Annotated in this window: 20 protein-coding genes and 1 riboswitch; of the genes, 11 read left to right on the forward strand and 9 right to left on the reverse strand. The window is 73.2% G+C overall.

Annotation, left to right across the window (positions count from 1 at the left end; translation table 11 throughout):
• The first annotated feature begins 126 nt into the window (after positions 1 to 126).
• Complete coding sequence (locus ACIBEC_RS00335) at positions 127 to 768, forward strand: dihydrofolate reductase family protein (protein ID WP_360489803.1); 642 nt, start codon at positions 127 to 129, stop codon at positions 766 to 768.
• Here ACIBEC_RS00335 and ACIBEC_RS00340 read toward each other — a convergent pair.
• Positions 686 to 1765 carry an EamA family transporter gene (locus tag ACIBEC_RS00340; RefSeq protein ID WP_360489805.1) on the reverse strand — a complete coding sequence of 360 codons (1080 nt, stop codon included), beginning with the start codon at positions 1763 to 1765 and terminating at the stop codon, positions 686 to 688. The two genes, ACIBEC_RS00335 and ACIBEC_RS00340, sit on opposite strands and share 83 nt — an antisense overlap.
• A gap of 132 nt (positions 1766 to 1897) precedes the next feature.
• On the opposite strand from ACIBEC_RS00340, the gene ACIBEC_RS00345 reads away from it, so the two are divergent.
• From ACIBEC_RS00345 to ACIBEC_RS00365, 5 genes are all read left to right on the forward strand, one after another.
• Positions 1898 to 2323, forward strand: a complete 426-nt coding sequence (locus tag ACIBEC_RS00345; RefSeq protein WP_360489807.1) for a gamma-glutamylcyclotransferase family protein — start codon at positions 1898 to 1900, stop codon at positions 2321 to 2323.
• Positions 2324 to 2558: 235 nt separating this feature from the next.
• Positions 2559 to 3797: a precorrin-6y C5,15-methyltransferase (decarboxylating) subunit CbiE gene (gene cbiE / locus ACIBEC_RS00350; RefSeq protein WP_360489809.1), complete on the forward strand. Its 1239-nt coding sequence runs from the start codon at positions 2559 to 2561 to the stop codon at positions 3795 to 3797.
• Positions 3794 to 4555 (forward strand): precorrin-4 C(11)-methyltransferase, encoded by a 762-nt coding sequence (gene cobM, locus ACIBEC_RS00355; RefSeq protein ID WP_360489811.1) that lies wholly within the window; start codon positions 3794 to 3796, stop codon positions 4553 to 4555. Before cbiE ends, cobM begins: the two co-directional genes overlap by 4 nt.
• Positions 4555 to 5310 carry a cobalt-precorrin-6A reductase gene (locus tag ACIBEC_RS00360; protein ID WP_360489813.1) on the forward strand — a complete coding sequence of 252 codons (756 nt, stop codon included), beginning with the start codon at positions 4555 to 4557 and terminating at the stop codon, positions 5308 to 5310. Before cobM ends, ACIBEC_RS00360 begins: the two co-directional genes overlap by 1 nt.
• A 56-nt stretch (positions 5311 to 5366) precedes the next feature.
• On the forward strand, positions 5367 to 5870 hold the full coding sequence (locus ACIBEC_RS00365; protein ID WP_360489815.1) for a DinB family protein: 504 nt from the start codon (positions 5367 to 5369) through the stop codon (positions 5868 to 5870).
• Between the two features lie 241 nt (positions 5871 to 6111).
• Here ACIBEC_RS00365 and ACIBEC_RS00370 read toward each other — a convergent pair whose 3' ends face one another.
• Both ACIBEC_RS00370 and ACIBEC_RS00375 read right to left on the reverse strand, forming a co-directional pair.
• Entirely contained in the window at positions 6112 to 7641 is a 1530-nt protein-coding gene (locus ACIBEC_RS00370) for a UDP-N-acetylglucosamine 1-carboxyvinyltransferase (protein ID WP_360489817.1), read from the reverse strand.
• 194 nt (positions 7642 to 7835) lie between these two features.
• On the reverse strand, positions 7836 to 9020 hold the full coding sequence (locus ACIBEC_RS00375; protein ID WP_360489819.1) for a cobalt-precorrin-5B (C(1))-methyltransferase: 1185 nt from the start codon (positions 9018 to 9020) through the stop codon (positions 7836 to 7838).
• A 336-nt stretch (positions 9021 to 9356) separates the two neighbouring features.
• Here ACIBEC_RS00375 and ACIBEC_RS00380 point away from each other — a divergent pair, with 336 nt between their 5' ends.
• The gene (locus tag ACIBEC_RS00380) at positions 9357 to 11096 is read left to right on the forward strand and encodes a TIGR03767 family metallophosphoesterase (protein WP_360489821.1); all 1740 of its coding nucleotides are present in this window, start codon (positions 9357 to 9359) and stop codon (positions 11094 to 11096) included.
• Positions 11097 to 11210: 114 nt separating this feature from the next.
• On the opposite strand, the gene ACIBEC_RS00385 is transcribed toward ACIBEC_RS00380, so the two are convergent.
• Genes ACIBEC_RS00385 through ACIBEC_RS00395 form a run of 3 tightly spaced genes read right to left on the reverse strand, consistent with a single transcriptional unit; the run spans position 11211 to position 14769 of the window.
• Positions 11211 to 12731: a precorrin-2 C(20)-methyltransferase gene (locus tag ACIBEC_RS00385; RefSeq protein ID WP_360489823.1), complete on the reverse strand. Its 1521-nt coding sequence runs from the start codon at positions 12729 to 12731 to the stop codon at positions 11211 to 11213.
• Positions 12728 to 13354 (reverse strand): precorrin-8X methylmutase, encoded by a 627-nt coding sequence (locus ACIBEC_RS00390; protein ID WP_360489825.1) that lies wholly within the window; start codon positions 13352 to 13354, stop codon positions 12728 to 12730. The genes ACIBEC_RS00385 and ACIBEC_RS00390 overlap by 4 nt, the downstream gene beginning before the upstream one ends.
• Entirely contained in the window at positions 13351 to 14769 is a 1419-nt protein-coding gene (locus ACIBEC_RS00395) for a hypothetical protein (protein ID WP_360489827.1), read from the reverse strand. The genes ACIBEC_RS00390 and ACIBEC_RS00395 overlap by 4 nt, the downstream gene beginning before the upstream one ends.
• Positions 14770 to 15052: 283 nt before the next feature.
• A riboswitch (cobalamin riboswitch) is annotated at positions 15053 to 15138 on the forward strand.
• Positions 15139 to 15185: 47 nt separating this feature from the next.
• On the opposite strand from ACIBEC_RS00395, the gene ACIBEC_RS00400 reads away from it, so the two are divergent.
• From ACIBEC_RS00400 to lnt, 3 genes are all read left to right on the forward strand, one after another.
• On the forward strand, positions 15186 to 15341 hold the full coding sequence (locus ACIBEC_RS00400; protein ID WP_360489829.1) for a hypothetical protein: 156 nt from the start codon (positions 15186 to 15188) through the stop codon (positions 15339 to 15341).
• A complete protein-coding gene (cobN, locus tag ACIBEC_RS00405; protein ID WP_360489831.1) occupies positions 15338 to 18973 on the forward strand; it encodes a cobaltochelatase subunit CobN in 3636 nt (1211 codons plus the stop codon). The genes ACIBEC_RS00400 and cobN overlap by 4 nt, the downstream gene beginning before the upstream one ends.
• 120 nt (positions 18974 to 19093) lie before the next feature.
• Positions 19094 to 20761, forward strand: a complete 1668-nt coding sequence (lnt, locus tag ACIBEC_RS00410) for an apolipoprotein N-acyltransferase (protein ID WP_360489833.1) — start codon at positions 19094 to 19096, stop codon at positions 20759 to 20761.
• Here lnt and ACIBEC_RS00415 read toward each other — a convergent pair.
• The 3 genes from ACIBEC_RS00415 to gdhA form a co-directional block, all read right to left on the reverse strand.
• Entirely contained in the window at positions 20737 to 21501 is a 765-nt protein-coding gene (locus ACIBEC_RS00415) for a VOC family protein (protein WP_360489835.1), read from the reverse strand. The two genes, lnt and ACIBEC_RS00415, sit on opposite strands and share 25 nt — an antisense overlap.
• Positions 21502 to 21755: 254 nt before the next feature.
• Positions 21756 to 22631: an AraC family transcriptional regulator gene (locus ACIBEC_RS00420; RefSeq protein WP_360489837.1), complete on the reverse strand. Its 876-nt coding sequence runs from the start codon at positions 22629 to 22631 to the stop codon at positions 21756 to 21758.
• A 157-nt stretch (positions 22632 to 22788) separates the two neighbouring features.
• Positions 22789 to 24189, reverse strand: coding sequence for an NADP-specific glutamate dehydrogenase (gdhA, locus tag ACIBEC_RS00425; protein WP_360489839.1), 1401 nt, complete (start codon positions 24187 to 24189; stop codon positions 22789 to 22791).
• Between the two features lie 279 nt (positions 24190 to 24468).
• On the opposite strand from gdhA, the gene ribA reads away from it, so the two are divergent.
• The gene (gene ribA, locus ACIBEC_RS00430) at positions 24469 to 25146 is read left to right on the forward strand and encodes a GTP cyclohydrolase II (RefSeq protein WP_360489841.1); all 678 of its coding nucleotides are present in this window, start codon (positions 24469 to 24471) and stop codon (positions 25144 to 25146) included.
• The last annotated feature ends 52 nt before the right edge of the window (positions 25147 to 25198 follow it).

Consider the following 25198-nt stretch of genomic DNA (forward strand, 5'->3'; position numbering starts at 1 on the left):
CCCCTTGATTTCAGGAGACCTCTGGCAACCACTACGACTGGAGTACTATAAATGTCGTGGTTCATGGAGCAGGCCTGCACGGCCCGCGCCGCGTCCCGATCCCGTTCATCGATCCCGAGGACCTGAATGCGCAAGCTCAGCTACTTCGTCGGCACCACCATCGACGGCTTCATCGCAGCCCCGAACGGTGACTTCGACTTCTTCATGCCGCACCTCACCGAGGACTTCGCCCCGACGCTCTTCACCGAGTACCCGGAGACCATCCCCACCCCCGGCCGCACGGCGGTCGGCATCGCGGAGGCACCCAACAAGCACTTCGACACCGTGCTCCAGGGGCGCGGCAGCTACGACGTCGGGCTGGCCGTCGGCCTCACCAGCCCGTACGCCCACCTGCGGCAGATCGTCTTCTCCCGCACCCTGGAGTCGAGCCCGGACCCCGCGGTGGAGGTCACCGCCGAGGACCCGCTGAGCGTCGTCCGCCGGCTCAAGCAGGAGGACGGGCTCGGCATCTGGCTCTGCGGGGGCGCCGACCTGGCCGGCCGGCTGCTGCCCGAGATCGACGAACTGATCATCAAGCAGTACCCGGTGGTGGCCGGGTCGGGTATCCCGCTGTTCCGCACGGGCTTCGAACCGCGCACCTTCACGCTCACCGACAGCCGGGTCTTCGAGCGTGGGAACGTCATCCTCACCTACGCCCGGACGACGCCTTCGACGGACGCGAACGCGCAGGACGCCCCGGCCGCGCAGAACGCCGCGGCCGCCGGCTGACGCTCACCACCAGGCAGACGCCCGCGACCACGATCGCCCCACCCGCCAGGGTGGAGCCGGTCAGCGGCTCGGCCAGGATCAGCCAGCCCAGCAGCACCGCGACCACCGGGTTCACGTACGCGTACGTGCCGACCAGCGTCAGCGGGGCGGAGCGCAGCAGCCAGGCGTACGCGGTGAAGGCGACCAGCGAGCCGAACACCACCAGGTAGGCGAGGGCCAGCCAGGACCGGCCGGAGACGGTCGCCAGGTCCAGCCCGTGCTGCTCACCGCGGACCAGTCCGATCAGCAGATCGCAGAGGCCGCCGGCCAGCATCTGGTACGCGCTCGCGGCGAGCACGTTGCCCGGCAGCGGGATCTTCTTGCTCGCGAAGGAGCCGGCCGACCAGAGCAGCGTGGCGCAGATGATCAGGATCACGCCGAGCGGCTTGATGGACCCACCGATCGCCGGGGCCGACAGCACACCGAGGCCGACCAGCCCGAGCAGCACACCGGCGAGCTCGGCGGGCTTCGGACGCTCACCGCCGAAGGCCGTCAGCACCACCATCCACAGCGGGACGGCCGCCACCAGCAGAGCGGCCAGGCCGGAGGGCACGGAGGTCTCGCCCAGGACCACCAGTCCGTTGCCACCGGTCAGCAGCAGCACGCCGACCAGGGCGGCGGAGGCCAGCTGGCGTCCGCTCACCTTCAGCCCGGCCGGGCCCTGGCGCACCAACAGGTAGCCGGCCAGCAGGAGGCCCGCGGTGAGGAAACGGGCGGCGGCGGAGAGGAACGAGGGCATCGTCTCCACGGCGATCCGGATCGCCAGGTAGGTCGAGCCCCAGACGACGTAGACGACGGCGAGGGCCAGCCAGACCGCGCCGCCGAGGCGGGCGGCGGGGCGGGCGTCGCCGAGCGGGGACGGGCTGGTGGAGGGGGTTGTGGCGGGCAGGCTGGTGGAAGGCGGGGCGGGGGCGGGACCGGGGGCGGTGGCTGGTTGGGATGAAGCGGGCGATGTCATGTGTGTCCCCCTTGGACGGTGCTGGCCGAACATCCGATATGACAGCGCATCGACGACCTGGTGCGCCAGTCGGTATCACGAATCGGACCGAAGGACGTACCGTGGGCGCTCCCCAGTCAGGAGGTCGAACCCGTGTCCGAGTCCGAGGAGGACCTGCCCTTCTTCGTCTACGGCACCCTGCGCAGCGGCGGCCGCAACCACGCTGCGCACCTGGCCGGACGCTGTGCCGACATCCGCCCGGCGGTACTGGACGGCGCCGCGCTGCACGCGGGCCCCGGCTTCCCGTACGCGGTGCTCGACGCGACGCCCGGACGCCGGATCACGGGTGAGCTGGTCACCGTACGCCCAGGCGCGTACGCCGGAGCACTCGCGGCCCTGGACCTGCTGGAGGAGTGCCGCGCGGACGGGACCGGGCTGTACGTGCGGCGGCGGATGGCGGTGCGGACGGCGGCGGGTGAGCCGCGGGACGCGTGGGTCTACCTTGCCGGGCCGGCCGCCGAGGCGCGACTGCGCGAGCGGCCGGCGCTGATCGAGTCGGGGGACTGGGCGGACAGGTGACGGCTGACGGGGGCGGCTGACGGCTGACGGCTGACGGCTGACGGCTGACGGCTGACGGGGCGGCGAATAGCTGACAGCGGACAGAGTTCAGCGGACAGAGTTTGAAATCTGTCATCTGTCCACTGTCATCTGTCACCCGTGAGATCCGGCCCGGACCTCCCGGATACCGCCAGGTAGGCTGCCCCGGCCAGCATGATCGCTGGATCCCCAGGATCGAACGGACGAGGAGCCACCGGTGCCCGAGCTGCCACCCCCGATCACCGTCGTCGGGATCGGGGCCGACGGCTGGCCCGGCCTCGCCGCCACCTCCCGGGCCGCCCTGCGGGACGCCGAGGTGGTCGTCGGCGGCCCCCGCCAGCTGGACCTGCTCCCCGACGACGAGGTCACCGCCGAGCGCGTCCCCTGGCCGTCCCCGTTGCGCCCGGCCGTCCCCGGCCTGCTCGCCGCCCACGCCGACCGCCGCGTCGCCGTCCTGGCCAGCGGCGACCCCATGTTCTTCGGCATCGGCCGCACCCTCGCCGAGACCGTCGGCGTCGAGCGGCTGCGCGTCCTGCCGCACCCCTCCGCCGTCTCCTACGCCTGCGCCCGGCTCGGCTGGCCGCTGGAGGCGACCGAGGTGGTCAGCCTGGTCGGCCGCCCACTGGACACCCTCGCGCTCGCCCTTCACCCCGGCCGCCGCCTGCTGGTGCTCAGCGCCGACGCCGCGACCCCGGCCGCCGTCGCCGCGCTGCTCACCGAGCGCGGCTACGGCACCGCCCGGCTTCGTGTCCTCGAGAAGCTCGGCCACGCGCGCGAGCGGCAGCTCGACGGCCCCGCCGACGGCTGGCCGCACCCGCCCGGCGACCCGCTGAACCTGATCGCCGTCGAACTCGGCGACGGCCCCCGCAGCTCCCTCGTCCCCGGGCTGCCCGACGCCGCGTACGAGAGCGACGGCCAGCTCACCAAGCGCCACGTCCGCGCCGCGACCCTCGCCACGCTCGCCCCCTCCCCCGGCGAGCTGCTCTGGGACGTCGGCGGCGGCTCGGGCTCGATCGCCGTCGAGTGGCTGCGCGCCCACCGCGACTGCCGGGCCGTCAGCGTCGAGCGGGACCCGGTGCGCGCCGAGCGGATCGCCCGCAACGCCGCCGCGCTGGGCGTGCCCCGGCTGCGCGTGGTGACCGGCCCCGCCCCCGCCGCGCTCACCGGACTCCCCACGCCCGACGCCGTGTTCATCGGCGGCGGCCTCACCGTGCCCGGCCTGCTGGACAGTTGCTGGGCCGCACTGCGCCCGGGCGGCCGGCTGGTCGCCAACACCGTGACCCTGGAGTCCGAGGCGCTGCTCACCGAGTGGTACCGACGCCACGGCGGCGAACTCGTCAAGCTGGCCGTCGCCCACGCCGTCCCGGTGGGCGGCTTCACCGGGTGGCGCCAGGCCATGCCGGTCACCCAGTGGTCCGCCGTCAAGACCGACACCCCCCAGGAGGACGCCTCGTGACCGTCTACTTCATCGGAGCCGGCCCGGGTGCCGCCGACCTGATCACCCTGCGCGGCCAGCGCATCCTGGCCCGCACCGAGGTCTGCCTGTTCGCCGGCAGCCTGGTGCCGCGCGAGCTGCTGGACGAGTGCCCGCCCGGCGCCCGGCTCATCGACACCGCCCACATGACGCTGGACCTGATCATCGACGAGATGTCCCGCGCCCACCGCGAGGGCAAGGACGTGGCCCGGCTGCACTCCGGTGACCCGTCCGTCTTCTCCGCCGTCGCCGAGCAGATGCGCCGCCTGGACGCGGTGGGCATCCCGTACGAGGTGGTCCCCGGCGTGCCCGCGTTCGCCGCCGCCGCGGCCGCGCTGAAGCGGGAGTTGACCGTGCCGACCGTCGGCCAGACCGTCATCCTCACCCGGATCGCCAAGCGCGCCACCCCGATGCCCGAGGGTGAGGACCTCGCCACCCTCGGCCGCAGCGGCGCCCTGCTGGTGCTGCACCTGGCCGCCGGATACGTGGACGACGTGGTCGAGCAGCTGCTCCCCCACTACGGCGCCGACTGCCCGGCCGCCGTCGTCGCGATGGCCAGCCGTCCGGACGAGCTGGTGCTGCGCGGCACCGTCGGCGACATCGCCGAGCAGGTCAAGGCGGCGGGCGTGGTCCGCACCGCCGTCATCCTCGTCGGCCGGACGCTGGCCGCCGAGCACTTCCGCGACAGCCACCTCTACTCGGCGGACCGCGAACGCCCGCACGAGCCCTGCGGGTCCTGATGCGCCACCTGCTCATCCTCGGCGGGACGACGGAGGGGCGGACGCTGGCCGCCGCCCTCGACGGCCGCCCGTCCCTGCGGGTCACCAGCTCGCTGGCCGGCCGGGTCGCCCAGCCCCGGCTGCCCGCCGGGGAGGTGCGGATCGGCGGCTTCGGCGGCCCGGACGGCCTGGCCGCCTGGCTGCGCGCGGAGCGGGTGGATGCCGTCGTCGACGCCACCCACCCGTTCGCCGTCGGCATCTCGCGGAACGCGGCCCTCGCGGCCGCCGCCACCGGCGTGCCGCTGCTGGTGCTGCGCCGCCCCGGCTTCACTCCCGTCGACGGGGACCGCTGGCTCCCCGTCCCCTCGCTCGACGCGGCGGCCGAACTGCTGCCGCGGCACGGGGAGCGGGTCTTCCTCACCACCGGACGCCAGGGCCTCGCCGCCTTCGCCCACCTCGACGGGGTCCACTTCCTCGCCCGCTCGGTCGACCCGCCCGAGCCACCGCTGCCGCCGTCCTTCGAAGTCCTGCTGGACCGCGGCCCGTTCACGCTCGACGGCGAACGGGCGCTACTGCGCGAGCACCGCATCGACGTCCTGGTCACCAAGGACAGCGGCGGCGCCGCGACCGCCCCCAAGCTGACCGCCGCCCGCGAACTGCGCCTGCCCGTCATCATCGTGGAGCGTCCGCCGGTGCCGGACGGCGTGCCGGTCGTGCCGGACCTCGAGGGCGCGGTGCGCCGGCTGGAACAGCTGGGCCTGGAGCCGCCGGGCTGAGTCCGGTCCGTGAAATTGCCGGGCGGTCCCGCCGACCGCCCCGGCAGGATGGCCTGATGAGCGACGACCAGCGCACCCCGACCCCGCGTACCTCCGACGAACGCACCACCCTGACAGGCTTCCTGGACTACCAGCGCGACACCCTCGCGATGAAGTGCGTGGGCCTGACGACCGAGCAGCTCCGTGCCCGGGTGCTGGAACCCTCCGGGCTCTCGCTGCTCGGCCTGGTCCGGCACCTCGCCGAGGTGGAGCGCAGCTGGTTCCGCAACGTCTTCAACGACGAAGCCAGGCCCGGTTTCTGGAAGAACCCTGACGGCACGTTCGCCGAGTTCGACACCGAAACCGCCGACCCGGACGAGGCCTTCGCGATCTGGCGCCGCGAGTGCGACCACGCCCGGGAACTCGTCGCCGCCGCGGAGTCGTTGGACGTCCTGGGCCGCCACGGCGAGGAAGTCTTCTCGCTGCGCTGGATCCTCACCCACATGATCGAGGAGTACGCCCGCCACAACGGCCACGCCGACCTACTCCGCGAACACCTCGACGGCACCACCGGCGAGTAGCACCCGCGAGTAGCACCGGCGGCTGGCACCGGAGCCTGGCGGCGCCAGAGGGAGCAGGGATGCGGACCCGCCGCAAGGAACGCGATCCGGCTGGTTCGGGAACGGCGGTCGCCCTGGGCGCTGAACAACCCGGTGTTCGTGGAGTACCTGAACACCGGGTTGGACGTGGCCATCCTGCTGACCGGACTCAACGGGTGAGGCCTGCCGCCAGAATGACGAGCTATCAGATACCTCGGATATCTCAGATGTCGCGGAAGGTCTCGATCTGGGCGCCGATCGAGTTGAGGCGCTCGGCGAGGTCCTCGTAACCGCGGTTGATGACGTAGACGTTGCGCAGGACCGAGGTGCCCTGGGCGGCGAGCATCGCGAGGAGGATGACGACGGCGGGGCGCAGCGCCGGGGGGCACATCATCTCGGCGGCGCGCCAGCGGGTGGGGCCCTGGACCAGCACGCGGTGCGGGTCCAGGAGCTTGACGTCCGCGCCGAGGCGGGTCAGCTCGGTGAGGTAGATCGCGCGGTTGTCGTAGACCCAGTCGTGGATCATCGTGGTGCCGTGGGCGGCCGCGGCGATGGCGGCGAAGAACGGCACGTTGTCGATGTTGATGCCGGGGAACGGCATCGGGTGAATGGTGTCGATCGGGGCGGTCAGCTTGGAGGGGCGCACCGTGAGGTCGACCAGGCGGGTGTGGCCGTTGTGGGCCCGGTACTCCGGGGTGCGGTCGTAGTCGAGGCCCATGCCCTCGAGCACGGCGAGCTCGATCTCCAGGAACTCGATCGGCACCCGGCGGATCGTCAGCTCGGAGGAGGTGACGACGGCGGCGGCGAGCAGGCTCATCGCCTCCACCGGGTCCTCGGCCGGGGTGTAGTCGACGTCGCAGGTGATCTGCGGGACGCCGTGCACGGTGAGGGTGGTGGTACCGATGCCCTCGATCCTGACGCCCAGCTTCTCGAGGAAGAAGCAAAGGTCCTGGACCATGTAGTTGGGCGAGGCGTTGCGGATGACGCTCACGCCGTCGTGCCGCGCGGCGGCGAGCAGGGCGTTCTCGGTGACGGTGTCCCCGCGCTCGGTCAGGACGATCGGGCGGTCCAGCGGGGCGCCCGGCTCGACCGAGGCGTGGTAGGCGCCGCCGGTGGTGGCGACCTCCAGCCCGAAGCGGCGCAGCGCGGTCAGGTGCGGCTGGACGGTGCGGGTGCCGAGGTCGCAGCCGCCCGCGTACGGGATGGCGAAGTGCTGGGCGCGGTGCATCAGCGGGCCGAGGAACATCAGCACGCTGCGGGTGCGGCGGGCGGCCTCGACGTCCATCGCGGCGAGGTCCAGCTCGGCGGGCGGGGTGAGTTCGAGGTCGCGGCCGTCGTTGATCCAGCGGCTCTTGACGCCGATGCTGGTGAGCACCTCGAGGATGCGGTAGACCTCTTCGATCCGGGCGACGCTGCGGATCGTGGTGCGGCCGGTGGTCAGCAGCGAGGCGCAGAGGATCGCGACGCAGGCGTTCTTGCTGCTGCGGACGTCGATGGCGCCGGAGAGGCGGGTGCCCCCGGCGACCCGCAGGTGCATCGGGCCGGAGTAGCCGAGGGAGACGATCTCGCTGTCGAGGGCTTCGCCGATGCGGGCGATCATCTCAAGGCTGACGTTCTGCTTGCCCTGTTCGATGCGGTTGACCGCGCTCTGGCTGGTACCGAGTGCCTCTCCGAGCTGCGCCTGGGACCAGCCGCGGTGCTGGCGCGCGGTACGGATGAGGGTGCCGATTCGGGTGAGATAGTCGCCTGTCACTCGCCAGACCATATCTCATGGCTGAGATGACGATGGAACCGATGGACGGTGCGGCGCTCCTTTTGTCCGTTTCCCTCCCTGTATGGCCGTCAGATCTTCACATCACCACGTGGTGTCGTCACGCTCCCGTGACAGTCGTGACAATCTCACGGGCCCGGCGGCATCACGGCCCGCGGCATGACGACCCGGCGGCATCACGGCCCCAGTGGCTCCGCCCGGCCGACGACGGTGCCCGCGCGGTCGATGCAGATGACGTCCACCGCGACCGGCGAGCCCCGCAGAACGGCGAGCGCCGTCGCCCGGGCCGCCTCGGCGACCAGGTCCCCGAGCGGAACCCCGGCCGCGCGGCACAGCTGCACCGCCTCCAGACCCGTGTTGGCCGCCGCCACCGCCTCCGCCAGCGCCTCATCCGCCCCACCCCGCCGGGCCAGTTCGGCCAGGTACCCCTTGTCCACCTGGGAGCGCGCAGAGTGCAGGTCGAGGTGGCCGGCCGCGAGCTTGGACAGCTTGGCGAAGCCGCCCGCGATGGTCAGCCGGGGCACCGGGTGGCGCTTGAGGTACTTGAGCACGGCGCCGGCGAAGTCGCCCATGTCCAGCAGCGCGTCCTCGGGCAGCCCGTGCACCGCGACCGCGACCTTCTCCGAGGTCGACCCGGTGCAGCCGGCCACGTGCGTGCGCCCCGCCGCCCGGGCCACGTCCACGCCGCGGCGGATGGAGTCGATCCAGGCCGAGCAGGAGTAGGGGACGACGATCCCGGTGGTCCCGAGGATCGACAGGCCGCCGAGGATGCCGAGCCGCGGGTTCCAGGTCGAGCGGGCGATCTCCTCGCCGTGGTCGACGGAGATCTCGACCACCACGTCCCCACTGCCGCCGTGCTCGGCGGCCACCTCGGCGACGGCGTCCCGGATCATCTGTCGGGGCACCGGGTTGATCGCCGGCTCGCCGACGGGCAGCGGCAGGCCGGCCTTGGTGACCGTCCCCACCCCCGGGCCGGCCCGGAACACCACCCCTGCACCGGGCCGGCCGGCCCGTACGGTCGAACGGATCAGTGCACCGTGGGTGACGTCGGGGTCGTCGCCGGCGTCCTTGACCACTCCGGCCATGGCACTCCCACCCGCGGCGAGCTCCTCGGCGGTCGGCCCCCCGTCCAGTTCCTCGGCGGCGAGGGCGAAGGCGGGCCGCTGGCCCTTGGGCAGGGTGATGACCACGGGGTCGGGGAACTCGCCGGTGAGCAGCGCGGTGTACGCGGCCTTGGTGGCGGCGGTGGCGCAGGCGCCCGTCGTCCAGCCGTGCCGCAGGCCGCTGCTCTTCAGCTGACCTGCCCGGCCTCCCGCCCCGGCTTCCGCCTGGGCTGCGCCTTCGGCTCCCGCTGCGGCCACCTGCGCCTCGCTTCCGACGGCGCCCGCGCCGTCCGTCCTGCTTCCCGGGCGGCCGGTCCGGCCGCCGCCGCCGATTTTCCCCCATTCGCCCGGGCGGGGCCCGACCGGGGTGGCCCGTGGCACCCCGGGGCGGGGGCGCCGGGAAAGCCGGTGTGCGAGCTGCGCGGGAGCCGTTGTCCCGCGTTCCCGAAGTGTTCTCCGCACGGGTCTCGCTCCCTGGGCCTACCAGTGAGTAATCTGGCGGTCCGCCAGAAGCGGGGTCATGACACGTGGGTCCGGTGATCGGGCAGTCCGCCCGGCCGGGCCATCAGTATGTGGGGGTTTTTTGTGGCAGGGATGAGTCGGCGTACGTTCCTCACGGGTACGTCGGTGGCCGCCGCGTGGTCCGCCTTGTCGCTGGGCGGCGCACAGTTCGCCTCCGCCGCGACGCGCGACCAGGCGCTGGCGACCACGGCCGCGCGGGCGGTCAAGGTCACCGGGACCACGCTGGAGCAGGTGGCCACGCCGGTCGGCACCGGCGGCTACAAGCGGCTGACGGCCGGGCCGGGCTGGCCGCTGGTGGTCCGCGGCGACCTGGCGGCGGCGGGCACCGGACGGGACGACCGCCGCACCGGGCTGGCCAGCTTCGTCCAGTTCAGCGACCTGCACCTGGTGGACACCGAGTCCCCGGTGCGCTTCGAGTACCTGGCCCGGTACAACGGCAGCGCCTACCGGCCGCAGGAGGCCCTGAACGCCCGCGGCGTCTCGGCGCTCGTCGAGCGGGTCAACTCGCTCGCCACCGGCCCCTACACCGGCATGCCGTTCAGCATGGTGATGGCCACCGGTGACAACACCGACAACCACGAGCTCGCCGAACTCGACTGGTACCTCAAGGTCATGGGCGGTGGCCGACTGGCCCAGAACACCGGTGACCCGAACCGCTACGAGGGCGTCCAGAACTCCGGCAACGCGGCGTACTGGAACCCCGAACTCGCCTACAGCGACGGCTACAAGGCCAAGGGCTTCCCGCTGGTGCCCGGCTTCCTCTCCGCCGCCGGCCGCCCCTTCGACGCGCCCGGCCTGCGCACGCCCTGGTACACGACGGTCGGCAACCACGACGACAGCATCGAGGGCACGCTGCCGGACCTCGGGCTGCTCAACGACCTCTACACCGGCCAGTACAAGCTGGAGGGCTGCGACGACGCGACGGCCGCCCAGCTGACGGACTCGCTGCGCCGCGACCCGGCGGGCGCCGTGCTGCTGCTCGCCAAGCTGATCGCCGACGGCGAGGCGGTGCGCCGGATCACCCCGGACGAGCGCCGCAAGCCGTTCACCCTCAAGGAGTTCGCCAAGGCCCACCTGAACCCGGCGGTCACCGGCGCGGGCCCGTTCGGGCACGGCTTCACCTCGGACATGGTGAGCAGCGGCAAGCTCTACTACACCTTCCGCATCTCGGAGAAGGTGGTCGGCATCAGCCTGGACACCACCAACCAGGCCGGGTTCGCCGACGGTTCGCTGGGCACCGCGCAACTGCGCTGGCTGGAGCAGCAGCTGCAGGCGCACAGCGGGCACTGGTACGACGCCGACGGGCGCCGGGTGACGGGCGGCAGCACGGACGACGTGATCATGCTCTTCAGCCACCACACCAGCACCTCGATGGGCAACCTGCTGCCGGACCCGCGCAACATCTTCGAGCGGCGGCACGACGGCAACGAGCTGGTGACGCTGCTGCAGCGCTACCCGAACGTCGTCGCGTGGGTGAACGGGCACACCCACATGAACAAGATCACGCCGCACGGCCACGCGGTGCCGGAGCGGGCGTTCTGGGAGATCAACACCGCCTCGCACATCGACTACCCGCAGCACGGCCGGATCATCGAGGTCGTGGACAACGGGGACGGCACGCTCTCGCTGTTCACCACGCTGATCGAGTCCTCCGCGCCGTACACGACGGACTTCGGCGGCACCTCGGACGCCAACCTCGCGGCGCTCTACCGCGAGCTGTCCTACAACGACCCGAACGGGCGGCCGACGGCGCTGCTGGGCGCGGGCGAGGACCACAACACGGAGCTGCTGATAGCCAAGCCGACCCGCTGACGGCCGGCAGACAACGGCTGGCGGGCAACGGCTGACGGCTGACAGGTAACAGCAAACAGAGGACAGCTGACAGATGATGAAATCTGTCAGCTGTCCTCTGTCATTCGTCCGCCGTCACCCCTCCGGGTATCGCCGGGGCGTCCAGACGACCTCCACGCCGCCGCCCCGCTCGACCGCCTGGGTCTGCGAGGAGCCGATCAGCAGGATCGTCCGCATGTCGACCAGCGCCGGATCCAGCTCGCCGAGCCGGACGATCCGCACCCGCTCGGTCGGCCCGCCGACGTCGCGCGCCATGACCACCGGGGTCTCCGGCGCCCGGTACTCCAGCAGCAGGTCACGGGCGAGGCCGACCTGGGTGGTGCGGGACTGCGAGCCCGGGTTGTACAGCGCGAGCACCAGGTCCGCCTCGGCGGCGGCGCGCAGCCGCTTGGCCACCACGTCCCAGGGCTTGAGCCGGTCCGAGAGCGACACCACCGCGTAGTCGTGCCCGAGCGGGGCACCGGCCCGGGAGGCGGCCGCGTGGGCGGCGGTCATCCCCGGCAGGATCCGCACCGGGACGTCCCGGTAGTCCTCCTCGCAGGCGACCTCCAGCACGGCGGTGGCCATCGCGAACACGCCCGGATCGCCCGAGGAGACCACCGCGACCCGGTGCCCGCGCCGGGCGAGGTCCAGGGCGTACTCGGCACGCTCCGACTCCACCTTGTTGTCCGAGCCGTGCCGCCGCTGCCCGGGGCGCTCCGGCACCCGGGCCAGGTAGGTGGTGTAGCCGACCAGGTCGGTGGCCTCGGCCAGCGCGCCGCGCGCCTCGGGGGTGAGCCAGAGCGGTCCGGCCGGCCCGGTGCCGACGACGGTCACGCTGCCCACGCCGTCCGACAGCCGGACCTCGGGCTCCAGCGGCGCGACCTTGCTCGGCAGCACCGCGACCGAGAAGTACGGCACCGTCTCGCCGTCGATCTCCGCGAGCGGCGCGATGCGCTCCCCCGCCATGAAGGCCCGCTCGACGTACTGGGCGTCCGCCAGCCTCCCGGCCCGTTCCAGGGCCCGGCGGACGGTCGGGAAGGTGCGCCCCAGCTTCATGATCACGGCGGAGTCGGCCGACGCGATCCGCGCCGTCAATTCCTCCTCGGGCAGCGTGCCGGGGATGACGGTGAGCGTCTCGTCGGCTTCGGTCAGCGGCTGTCCGAGCCGGGCCGCCGCCGCGCTGACCGAGGTCACGCCGGGCACGACCTCGGTCGGGTAGCGGTACGCGAGGCGCTTGTGCATGTGCTGGTACGAGCCGTAGAAGAGCGGGTCGCCCTCGGCGAGGACGACGACGTCGCGCCCGGCGTCCAGGTGGGCGGCCAGCCGGGCGGCGGCCTCCTCGTAGAAGTCGTCCAGCGCGCCCCGGTAGCCGCCGGGGTGGTCGGTGGTCTCGACGGTGAGCGGGTAGACCAGCTTCTCCTCGATCTGACCACCCGTCAGGTAGCGTTCGGCGATCGAGCGTGCGATGGACCGGCCGTGCCGGGCGCTGTGGTACGCCACCACGTCGGCCTTGCCGATGAGTTCGGCGGCGCGGACGGTCACCAGCGACGGGTCGCCCGGGCCGAGTCCGACGCCGTACAGCCGTCCGGCCGTGGCCTTCTGATGATCCGTCACTCTTCTTCGCTCGCAATCGCGTTGATGGCACCGGCCGCGATCGCGCTGCCGCCGCGCCGGCCGCGCACCACCAGGTGCTCCAGGCCGGACGGGTGCTCTGCCAGGGCCTGCTTGGACTCGGCGGCGCCGATGAAGCCGACCGGGACGCCGATCACCGCGGCCGGGCGCGGCGCGCCCGCCTCGATCATCTCCAGCAGCCGGAACAGCGAGGTCGGCGCGTTGCCGACGGCGACCACAGCGCCCTCCAGCCGGGGCAGCCACAGCTCCATGGCCGCGGCGCTGCGGGTGTTGCCCATCTTCCGGGCGAGTTCGGGCACCGACGGGTCGGTGAGAGTGCAGATCACCTCGTTGTCGGCGGGCAGCCGCTTGCGGGTCACCCCGCTCGCGACCATGTTGACGTCGCAGAGGATCGGCGCACCGGCGTGTAGCGCGGCGCGCGCGGAGGCGACCACGCCGGGCGAGTACACCAGGTCCTCGACCAGGTCGACCATCCCGCAGGCGTGGATCATCCGCACCGCGACCTGGGAGACGTCCGCCGGGAGGGCGGCCAGATCGGCCTCCGCGCGGATGGTGGCAAAGGACTGGCGGTAGATGGACGCGCCGTCCTTCTCGTACTCGATCACTTCGTGGTCCTCCTGGCCTCGGCGACCGCCTCGGCCATCTCCTCGTTCGACACGTCGTTCGTCAGGTCGTTCGTCACGGCATTCGTCACGCTATTCGTCACGGCGTTCGCCACGTCACCGACCGTGGGGCCGACCGCCGGTCCGTTCACCGTCACCCGGTAGCCGTGCCCGGTGGCGAGCACGTCCACCCACCGCCCGGCCGGGTGGCCGCAGCGCCGTTCACAGCCCGACCAGTGCACGGGCAGCGCGCCGGACCCCCCGCCGCCGCCCGCGGGCCAGGGGCCGGCGTCCAGCGCCCGGGCCGCGTCCGAGCGGACGTCGGCGAGCGACTTGGCGCACCCCGGCAGCCCGGTGCAGGCGGTGGCCCGCTCCCAGGGCGAGCCCGGCTCGGTACGGAACCCGGCCTCGGCGAGCGCGGGCAGCAGGTCGGCGGGCGCGCCGGGCAGGACCACGCCACGCCAGGGCGTCAGCCGCAACCCACCGGACCACGCGGACACCGAAGCCGACGCGTCCGCCGAAGCCGAGGCAGCCGCGGCCAGCGCCCGCCACTGCGCGGCGCTCGCACGGCCGAAGCGCAGGCCCACCGAGAGCCCGCCGGGGTGCGCGCCGACGGCGGGCGCCGTACCGGCGAAGGCGGGCAGCGGCACCGAGCCGGCCGGCAGCAGGTCGGGCACCTCGCGCAGGTGCCAGGCCTGGCGTCCGCTCGTCCGCAGCGCGTCCAGGAAGGAGCGGGCCGCGTCCAGGACGGCCGTCACCTCCTGTCCCGCCCGGACCGGGTGCCCGTGGCTCGACCGCCCGAGGCGCAGCACGGTGGGCCGCTCCGAAGCGGCGGCCCGCGAGCCTGCGATCAATGTCACATCGGCGTCGAGCGCGGCGACGTCGCCCCGCCCGTCGTCCAGCGCGAACAGGAACTTGCCGGAGAGCCCGGCCGCCCAGTCGCTCGCGCACAGCCGCGCGTCCAGTTCCCGCACCCAGGCCTGGACATCGGCGACATCGGCTACATCGGCAGAAGGTGCGGAAGGTGCGGAAAGTGCGGAACCGGTGGCGTCCAGCCCGGCCAGCGGCGAGGCGACGATGTTGCGGACCCGTTCGTGGGTGTCCGAGGGCAGCAGGCCGACGGCGCGCAGCCGTTCGGCGAGGTCCGCCGCGCACTGCGAAGCCAGCCCGCGCAGTTGGACGTTGCCGCGCGAGGTGGTCTCCAACTCCCCGTCGCCCAGGGCCTCGGCGGCCTCGGCCAGCGCGAGCGCCTGACGGACCGTCAGCAGGCCGCCGGGCAGGCGGATCCGGGCCAGGGCGCCGTCGTCGGCCGGGTGCAGACGCAGCGCCCCGGGGCAGGCGTCCGCGCGCCCCCGGTCGGGCACCTCCCGGTCGGGCACGGCGGCGCCCGGCGCGGTGGCGTCGGGTGTCGGTGGCATGGCGGCGAGCATACAGATGATCCGATCGGTTGCCTCCGTCCGCTGCATCACACTCCGGCGCACCCGACGCGTGCGCCCGGCGGGCGTCCCGGGCGGTGCGAGCCCATGCGCCGGGCGGGCGTCCCGGGCGGCGTCGGCCCGTCCGCCGGGCGGTGCGAGCCCATGCGCCGGTCGGCCCGGAGTGCGCGACCGAAAGCTCACTCTCCCCCAGCTCAGCCGCACCCCGTACGATGCTGGGCGGACGGTCCTGGCGGACCGTCCGCACGCCAGCGACGGCGCAGGGGAGGAAACCGGTGCAAGCCCGGTGCGGTCCCGCCACTGTGACCGCGGTTCACCGGAAAACCGGTCGGCCGCGGGAGCCAGGAACTCCTGCCGTCCTCCACCGGCCCGGGGCGCGGACCCCGAGGAAGGCAGAAATGCACCAGCGCTGTCGCATGCCCGCGCACGCGTCCACGGCCGTCACCACGGCCGACTCTGCCGTCAGTACGACGGCTCCGGCCCGCATCCAGGCCGTCCCGGCCGACTTCACGGCCGTCCTGGCCACCCTCGAGGCCGGGAGGGCCTTCTCATGATCCTGCTGCTGTCGACGTCCGACACCGACCTGCTCAGTGCCCGCGCTTCCGAGGGCCCGGTGCGCTACCGGCTCGGCAACCCGGCCCGGCTCACCCCCGAGGACCTGCCCGCGCTGCTGGAGGGCACCGACCTCGTCGTGGTCCGCCTGCTCGGCGGGCGCCGTGCCTGGCAGGAAGGCCTGGACGCGCTGCTGGCCGGCCCCCGCCCGGTGGTGGTGCTGACCGGTGAGCAGGCCCCCGACGCCCAGCTGATGGAGCTGTCCACCGTCCCGGCCGGCATCGCCGCCGAGGCGCACGCCTACCTCGCCCACGGCGGCGCGGCCAACCTGGCCGAGCTGGGCGCCTTCCTCTCCGACACGGTCCTGCTGACCGGCCACGGCTTCGCCCCGCCCGCCTCCGCGCCGGCCTGGGGCCCGCTGGAGCGCGAGGCCCGTACGTCCGTGGGTCCGACGGTCGCGGTGCTCTACTACCGCGCCCACCACATGAGCGGCAACACCGCCTTCGTGGAGACGCTCTGCCGGGCCGTCGAGGACCAGGGCGCCCGGGCCAAGGCCTACTACTGCGCCTCGCTGCGCGGCGCCGAGCCCGAGCTGCTGGCCGCGCTCGGCGAGGCCGACGCGATCGTCACCACCGTGCTCGCCGCCGGCGGCACCCGCCCGGCCGACGCGCAGGCCGGCGGCGACGAGGAGGCCTGGGACGCGGGCGCGCTCGCCGCACTGGACCGCCCGATCCTGCAGGCGCTCTGCCTGACCTGGTCCCGCGCCCAGTGGGAGAGCAGCGACGACGGCCTGTCCCCGCTGGACACCGCCACCCAGATCGCCGTGCCGGAGTTCGACGGCCGCCTGATCACCGTCCCGTTCTCCTTCAAGGAACTGGACGAGGACGGCCTGACCGTCTACGCCGCCGACCCGGAGCGCGCCGCCCGGGTCGCCGGCACCGCCGTCAGCCACGCCCGGCTGCGGTACGTCCCGGCCGCCGAGCGCCGCCTCGCGCTGGTGCTGTCCGCGTACCCCACCAAGCACGCCCGGGTCGGCAACGCCGTCGGCCTGGACACCCCCGCCAGCGCCGTCCGCCTGCTGCACCGGCTGCGCGAGGAGGGCATGGACCTCGGGGACAGCCTGCCCGGCCTGGACGAGGGCACCGAGGAGGGCCACGAGGGCGACGCGATCATCCACGCCCTGATCGCGGCCGGCGGCTACGACCAGGACTGGCTCACCGAGGACCAGCTGGCCCGCAACCCGGTGCGCATCCCCGCCGCCGACTACCGCCGCTGGTACGCCACCCTCCCCCAGGCCCTGCGGGAGCAGGTCGAGGAGCACTGGGGCCCGGCGCCCGGCGAGCTGTACGTCGACCGCTCGCAGAACCCGGACGGCGACATCGTGCTGGCCGCGATCCGCTCCGGGAACCTGCTGGTCCTGATCCAGCCGCCGCGCGGCTTCGGCGAGAACCCGGTCGCGATCTACCACGACCCCGACCTGCCGCCGAGCCACCACTACCTGGCCGCCTACCGCTGGATCGAGGCCGCACAGGAGGACGGCGGCTTCGGCGCCCACGCCGTCATCCACCTCGGCAAGCACGGCAACCTGGAGTGGCTGCCCGGCAAGACCGCCGCGCTGTCCGCCGAGTGCGGCCCGGACGCCGTCCTCGGCAACCTCCCGCTGGTCTACCCCTTCCTGGTCAACGACCCGGGCGAGGGCACCCAGGCCAAGCGCCGCGCCCACGCCACGCTGGTCGACCACCTCGTCCCGCCGATGGCCCGCGCCGACTCCTACGGCGACATCGCGCGCCTGGAGCAGCTGCTGGACGAGCACTCCAACATCGCCGCGATGGACCCGGCCAAGCTGCCCGCCATCCGCGCCCAGATCTGGACCCTGATCCAGGCGGCCAAGCTCGACCACGACCTCGGCCTGGACGAGCGCCCCGAGGACGACGGCTTCGACGACTTCCTGCTGCACGTCGACGGCTGGCTCTGCGAGGTCAAGGACGCCCAGATCCGCGACGGCCTGCACGTTCTCGGCCAGGCGCCGACCGGGACCGACCGGGTCAACATCGTGCTCGCCATCCTGCGCGCCCGGCAGATCTGGGGCGGCGTCAGCGCACTGCCCGGCCTGCGCGAGGCGCTCGGCCTGGACGAGGCCGCGCTGACACTCGGCGCCACCGACGCGGCCGAGGCCGAGGCCCGCGCCCTGGTCGAGGCGATGGAGGCGGCGGACTGGGCACCCGAGGCGGTCGAGAAGGTCACCGCCGACCTGCCGGAGACCGTCCAGGAGGCCGTCCGGGCGGTGCTGGCCTTCGCCGCCGCCCAGGTGGTGCCGCGCCTGGCCGCGACCACCGACGAGCTGGACGCGGTGCTGCACGCGCTGCAGGGCGGCTTCGTCCCGGCCGGCCCGTCCGGATCGCCGCTGCGCGGCCTGGTCAACGTCCTGCCGACCGGCCGCAACTTCTACTCGGTCGACCCGAAGGCCGTCCCCAGCAAGCTCGCCTGGGAGACCGGCCAGGCGCTCGCCGCCTCGCTGGTCGAGCGGTACACCGCCGACAACGACGGCGCCTACCCGCCCTCGGTCGGCCTCTCGCTCTGGGGCACCAGCGCGATGCGCACCGCCGGCGACGACATCGCCGAGGCCTTCGCCCTGCTCGGCGTCCGCCCGGTCTGGGACGAGGCCTCCCGCCGGGTCACCGGCCTGGAGCCGATCCCGCTGGAGGAGCTGGGCCGCCCGCGCATCGACGTGACGCTGCGCATCTCCGGCTTCTTCCGCGACGCCTTCCCGCACGTCGTCGCCCTGTTGGACGACGCGGTGCGCCTGGCCGCCGCCCAAGAGGAGGCCGACGAGCAGAACTTCGTCCGGGCCCACGTCCGGGCCGACGTGGCCGTCCACGGCGACGAGCGCAAGGCCACCGTCCGCGTCTTCGGCTCCCGCCCGGGCACGTACGGGGCCGGCCTGCTCCAGCTGATCGACAGCCGGGACTGGCGCACCGACGCCGACCTCGCCGAGGTGTACACCGTCTGGGGCGGCTACGCGTACGGGCGCGGGCTGGACGGGCGGCCGGCCCGCGAGGAGATGGAGACCGCGTACAAGCGGATCACCGTCGCCGCGAAGAACACCGACACCCGCGAGCACGACATCGCCGACTCGGACGACTACTTCCAGTACCACGGCGGCATGGTGGCCACCGTCCGCGCCCTCACCGGCAAGGCGCCGACCGCCTACATCGGCGACTCCACCCGCCCGGAGACGGTCCGCACCCGGACGCTGACCGAGGAGGCCGCCCGCGTCTTCCGTGCCCGCGTGGTCAACCCGCGCTGGATCGAGGCAATGCGCCGACACGGCTACAAGGGCGCCTTCGAGATGGCCGCGACGGTCGACTACCTGTTCGGGTACGACGCCACCACGGGCGTGGTCGCGGACTGGATGTACGAGAAGCTGACCCAGGAGTACGTGCTCGACCCGGTCAACCGGGAGTTCCTCGCGGGCGCCAACCCGTGGGCGCTGCACGGGATCAGCGAACGCCTGCTGGAGGCGGCGAGCCGCGGGCTGTGGGAGCAGCCGGACCCGGAGCTGATCGCCCAGCTGCAGGCCGCGTTCCTGGAGACCGAGGGGGACCTGGAGGGCGGCGAGGGCGGCGAGGGCTGAGGCCCGCCGTTCCGGCGCCGTTCGAAAGGTGGGTCGCCACCGCCCTGTTGGTGTTCCCGTCGTCCATTCGGGTGACGGGAACACTGGTGGGCTACGCCGTCCAAGCGGACAATACGGGGCATGTCGCGCCGCATCGGTCCCACCAGCCCAGCCCTGAGCACGACCCCCGCAGCCGAAGCAGGGAAAGCGGAGGACGCGGAGAAAAACGAGGAACGGGAGCAACGGGAGCAACGGGAGCAACGGGAGCAGGCTGAGCCGCGCGCGCCGCACCGGTACCGGGCGCGGCTCGGCGCACTGGCGGCCGGGGCCGTGCCGGTGCTCGCGTTCCCGGCGCCCGGGCAGGCCTGGCTCGCCTGGGTCGCCCTCGTCCCGGGGCTGCTGCTCGCGCAGCGGGCGCCGTCGGGGCGGGAGGCCGCGGTGCGCGGGTGGTGGTTCGGGGCGGGGTTCATCCTGACCGCGATGTACTGGCTGGTGCCCTCCGTCGGACCGGCGCTGCCGGTGCTCGCCGTGCTGTTCGGGGCGCTGCAGGCGCCGCTCGGGTACGCGGTGCACCGGCTGCTGCGCCCGCCGCTGACCACCCGTCGGGCGCTGCTCGCGCTGCTGGTCGTCCCTGCGGTGTGGGTGAGCACCGAGTACGCGCGGTCCTGGCATGCGCTCGGCGGGCCGTGGGCGCTGCTCGGCGCCACCCAGTGGCAGCACCCGGCGATCCTCGGACTCGCCTCGGCGGGCGGGATCTGGCTGGTCAGCGCGGCGGTGGCGGCGGTGAACACCGGGGTGCTGATCGTGCTGACCTCGGTGCACTGGCGGCCGCGGGCCGTCGCGGCCTCGGCGGCGGTGCTGGTCCTGGCCTCCGGTCCGCTGCTGTTCGCGCTGGGCGAGGCACCGGCCGGGGCCGGGGCGGTCACGGCGGCGCTGGTCCAGCCCGGCATCGTCGAGGACCCGCAGGCCCGCTTCGACGCGAGCGCCCGGGCCACCGCGGACCTGGTCGGTCAGCCGGTGGACCTGGTGGTGTGGGGCGAGAGCAGCACCACCGCCGACCTCGACCGCGACCCGGCCGCCCTGGACGCCCTGCGCCGGCTCGCCGTCACCACCGGCGCCGAGGTGATGGCCGGGGAGGACGCCCGCAAGGCGGACGGGCGGATCTCCAAGGACGCGGTGCTGGTCTCCCCGGCGGGCGTGGTGGACCGCTACCGAAAGATCCGGCTGGTGCCGTTCGGCGAGTACATCCCGCTGCGACCGGTGCTCGGCTGGATCGCCGGGGTCAGTCGGGCGGCGGGCGAGAACCGGGCGCCAGGCACCGCCTTCCACGTGCTGCCGGCCACCGACCGGACGGGCGCACCGCTGCCGGTCGGAGCGCTGATCTGCTTCGAGTCGGCCTTCCCCGACATGGCCCGCACCGCCGCGCGGGACGGCGCCCGGGTGCTGGTCTACCAGTCCTCGACCTCGACGTTCCAGCACACCTGGGCGCCCGAGCAGCACGTCTCGCTGGCGGCGATCCGCGCCGCCGAGACCGGGCGGCCGGCCGTCCAGGCCTCGCTGACCGGCGTCTCGGCGGCCTTCGACGCCCAGGGCCGGGAGCTCGCCCGGCTCGGCACCGACGGCACCGGCACACTGACCGTCCGGCTGCCGCTCACCGCGCCCGACACGCTGACCTGGTACGACCGCGTCGGCGACGTGGTGCCGGCGGGAGCGCTGCTGATCACGGCGGGGGCCGCGGTGGCCGCGGTGGCGGGACGGCGCCCGCGCGCCGCCCGGCGCCCGGCTCAGCCCTCGGCGGGGGCGCGGTAGATGCCGAAGGCGGCGCCCTGCGGATCGCGCAGCACGGCGATCCGCCGACCGCCCGCCATCGAGAAGGCGGGCATCAGCACGTCCCCGCCCAGGGCCACCGCCCGGCTGACGGTGAGGTCGGCGTCGGCGCACGAGAAGTACGGCAGCCAGTGCGGCGGCACCTCCGGCGGGAAGCCGTCGTCCATCACCAGCATGCCGCCGAAGTCCTGACCGGCCAGGCCCCACTGCGTGTAGTGCTCGGAGGGCGCGACGGACCAGCCGAAGACCGCCGGGTAGAAGGCGGTCGCGCCGGCCGGGTCGCGCGTGAGCAGTTCCACCCAGCCGAGCGAGCCCGGCTCGTTGAACACCCCGGCGCCCTTGAAGGCGCCGGCCTGCCAGAGGACGAACACCGCGTGGGAGCGGTCGGCGGCCACCGCGAACCGGCCGTGGTCGCGCACGTCGGTGGGCTCCTTCAGGAGGGTGCCGCCGGCGTCCACGATCCTCGCCGCGGTGGCGTCGGCGTCGGCGACCGCGAAGCAGACCGTCCAGGCCGTCGGCTGCCCCGGCGCGTAGCGCGGGGTGATCGCGGCGACCGGGGTGTCCTTCAGGAGCATCCGGATGTAGTCGCCGTCCTCGGGGCGCCCGCCGTCGTCCTCCAGCCAGCCGAACAGCTCGCGGTAGAAGGCCCTGGCGGCGGCCGGGTCGGCGGTGCCCAGCTCGACCCAGCAGGGCGCGTCGGTGGTCACGGAGGTCTGCTTCATGGCGTCTGCTCTCCAGCTCGTTCTCGGCCCCCGGCCCTTCCCGCCCAGGATGCGGGGCGGGAAGGGCCGGGGACGGGCGCTGGTGGGCCGAACGGGGGCGGGCGGAGGGCGGACGAATGACAGATGACAGCTGACAGAGTTCGAAATCTGTCAGCTGTCATCTGTTGAACGTCATCTGTCAGTTGTCAGCTGTCCACCCTCGGGCCGCCGGGCGGGCAGCCCCTCAAGCCGCAGGCCGCCCGGCCGCAGCCCCGTCAGCTCCGCAGAGCCCGCGACACCGGGATCCAGAGCTCCGCCTCGGCGTCGGCCGCCCCCGGGACGAAGCGGGTCTGCAGGATCTCCGGGCCCGGCCGGGCCTCGTACGGGTTGGACGGGAACCACTGGCTGGCCACGTGCCCCCACATCTCCTGCAGCGCCTGCGGGAACGGCCCGGTGTTGCGGAACACCGCCCAAGTGCCGGCCGGCACCTCGAGCACGTCCAGGTCCTCCGGGACGACGGCGTCCTCGCGCGCCACCACCGCGTGCCAGTAGGTGAGTTCGGACCCCTCCTCGCGGTTCGGCGAGTAGTCGTCGGTCACCGACACGATGCCGGCCGGGTCCGGCCCGGTGAGGGCCGTGATCCGCTCGACGGCCTCCTGGCCGAGCCCCTTGATGAACTCGGCAATCCCCGGGTTGACCCCCTGGTAGATCAGGGTGACCCGGGCCTTCCTGCCGACGATCCGGAAATCCGGCTTCTCGACGATTCGGTATTCCATACTGCTGCTTCCTTCCACGACGAGTCGGAAGGACATCCGGGGCTGGGAGGTGAGCACCGCACCGTCGCGCCGGGCCTCCCCCGGCCCGACCCCGTGCATCGCCCGGAACGCCCGGGCGAAGGCCTCGCCCGAGGTGTACCCGTACCGGACCGCGATGTCGAGCAACGTCTGCTCGCCGTCGAGGACTTCGGCCCCCGCGACGGTCAGCCGCCGACGCCGGACGTACTCCGACAGCGATATCCCGGCGAGCATCGAGAACAGCCGCCGGAAGTGGTACTCCGACGTCATCGCGATCCTCGCCAGCTCGGCCACGTCGACCTCGAAGTCCAGCTGCCGTTCGATGTGCTCCATCGCCCGGTTCAGGTGCTCCAGCATCCCAGCCCCGTCCTTCCTTGCTGATCACCGTAGGAAGGACCCACCCTGCCGTACCCGACAATCGGTGCCCGCTCCGGTCGGGTACCGATTGCCGGGTGCCGATCGCCGGTACCGATCTCCGGATGCCGATCGCCGGGTCAGCGGCGGGAAAGGCTGGTCAGACCAGGCCCTGGGCCAGCATCGCGTCCGCGACCAACTCGAAGCCCGCGATGTTGGCGCCCACCACGTAGTCGCCGGGGTGGGCGTAGCGCTCGGCGGTGGTGAAGCAGGAGTCGTGGATGTGCTTCATGATCCCGGCCAGCCGTTCCTCGGTGTGCTGGAAGGTCCAGGAGTCGCGCGAGGCGTTCTGCTGCATCTCCAGCGCACTGGTCGCAACGCCGCCCGCGTTCGCCGCCTTGCCCGGGCCGAAGGCCACCCTGGCCTCCTGGAACACCCGCACCGCTTCCGGCGTGGTGGGCATGTTGGCGCCCTCGGCGACCGCGAGCACGCCGCTCCGCACCAGCGCGAGCGCGTCGGCCTCGGTCAGCTCGTTCTGGGTGGCGCAGGGCAGCGCGACCTCGCAGGGCACGCTCCACACACTTGATCCCTCGACGAACCGGACGTGGCTGCCGCGCAGTTCGGCGTACTCGGACACCCGACCGCGCCGGACCTCCTTGACCTCCTTGAGCAGGTCGAGATCGATGCCCTTCTCGTCCACCACGTAGCCGGAGGAGTCGGAGGCGGTCAGCACCGTCGCGCCGAGCTGCTGCGCCTTCTCGATCGCGTAGAGCGCGACGTTGCCGGAGCCGGAGACGACCACCCGGCGTCCGTCCAGGCTCTCGCCGCGGCTGTGCAGCATCTCGGCGGTGAACAGCACGCAGCCGTAGCCGGTGGCCTCGGTCCTGACCTGCGCGCCGCCCCAGCCGAGGCCCTTGCCGGTGAGCACGCCGGACTCGTAGCGGTTGGTGATCCGCTTGTACTGGCCGAAGAGGTAGCCGATCTCGCGGCCGCCGACGCCGATGTCTCCGGCCGGCACGTCGGTGTGCTCACCGAGGTGGCGGTGGAGCTCGGTCATGAAGGACTGACAGAACCTCATGATCTCGGCGTCCGAGCGGCCCTTGGGGTCGAAGTCGGCGCCACCCTTGCCGCCGCCGATCGACAGCCCGGTGAGCGCGTTCTTGAAGATCTGCTCGAAGCCGAGGAACTTGACGATGCCGAGGTTGACCGAGGGGTGGAAGCGCAGCCCGCCCTTGTACGGGCCGAGGGCGCTGCTGAACTCCACCCGGAAGCCGCGGTTGACGTGGATGTCGCCGGAGTCGTCCGTCCACGGCACCCTGAACATCAGCTGCCGCTCGGGCTCGCAGATCCGCTCGATGATCCGGGCGTCGAGGAGTTCGGGCCGCTGGGCGAGCACCGGGGCCAGGGTCTCCAGCACCTCGTGGACGGCCTGGTGGAACTCCGTCTCGCCCTTGTTGCGGCGGACCACGTCCGCGTAAAGGGCCTCGACCGCCCGCTGTTCGGCGTCGAAGCGCGGCCGGATCGCGGTGTCGGGGGTGGAGGCGGGGCGGCTCATGGGCATCTGATCAGGACCTTCCGTCGTTGTCGGTGGTCGTGCGCGGGCGTTCCCGTGCCCAGGAAACGGGGGAAGTCTCGCAGTGTCCACCCCCTCGTCCACGCGCCATCCACATGGTGGAAGCCGGCGGGGAACGGTCGCGGGAACAGACGGGGCGGGGCGGGTGTTCTGCGCCTCGTGATCGCGGCGGGCACCGTCGGTATCCAGTTGTTCAAATTGGAACTAACGAGTACGGTCGACATCCGATCCAGCCCGGTCCACCCCTGATCGACGGAGGCCCGTTCCATGCCGCTGCCCGGCCCCACCACGGTGCGTTCGCGAGTGCGCATCCCGCTGACCTTCCCCGACGGCTACCGCGCCGAGGCGGAGGTCTTCACCTTCCACGGCCTCGCCGACGGCGCCGAGCACCTCGCACTCGCCCTCGGCACGGTCCCCGAAGGCGGGACGCCGCTGGTGCGACTGCACTCCGAGTGCCTGACCGGGGACGTCTTCGGCTCGGACCGCTGCGACTGCGGGCCGCAGCTGCGCGAGGCGGTGGAGCGGATCAGCGAGGCCGGCGGGTACCTGCTCTACCTGCGCCAGGAGGGCCGGGGCATCGGGCTCTACAACAAGCTCGACGCGTACGCCCTGCAGGACTCCGGGTTGGACACGTACGACGCCAACACCGCGCTCGGCCTGCCCGAGGACGGCCGGGATTACACCGCCGCCGCCCAGATGCTCACCGCGCTCGGCGTCACGGACGCGACGGGCGCGACGAGCGCGACAGATGGGACAGATGGGACAGGCGGCATCGACCTGCTGAGCAACAACCCGGACAAGGCGGCGCAGTTGGCCGACCTCGGGATCACCGTGCGGCACCGGGTGCCGACGGGCGTACACCTGTCGGCGAGCAACGTCCGGTACCTGACGGCGAAGGTGGAGCGGACAGGGCACTCGATCGAACTCTCCCGGTTGGTCGGCTGAACACCCCGCCCGAGTACGGCCGGTCGCCCGAGCATCCCACCCGAAGGCGAAG

This window comes from Kitasatospora sp. NPDC051164, from assembly GCF_044455625.1.
In the GTDB taxonomy this organism is placed as follows: Bacteria; Actinomycetota; Actinomycetes; order Streptomycetales; family Streptomycetaceae; genus Kitasatospora.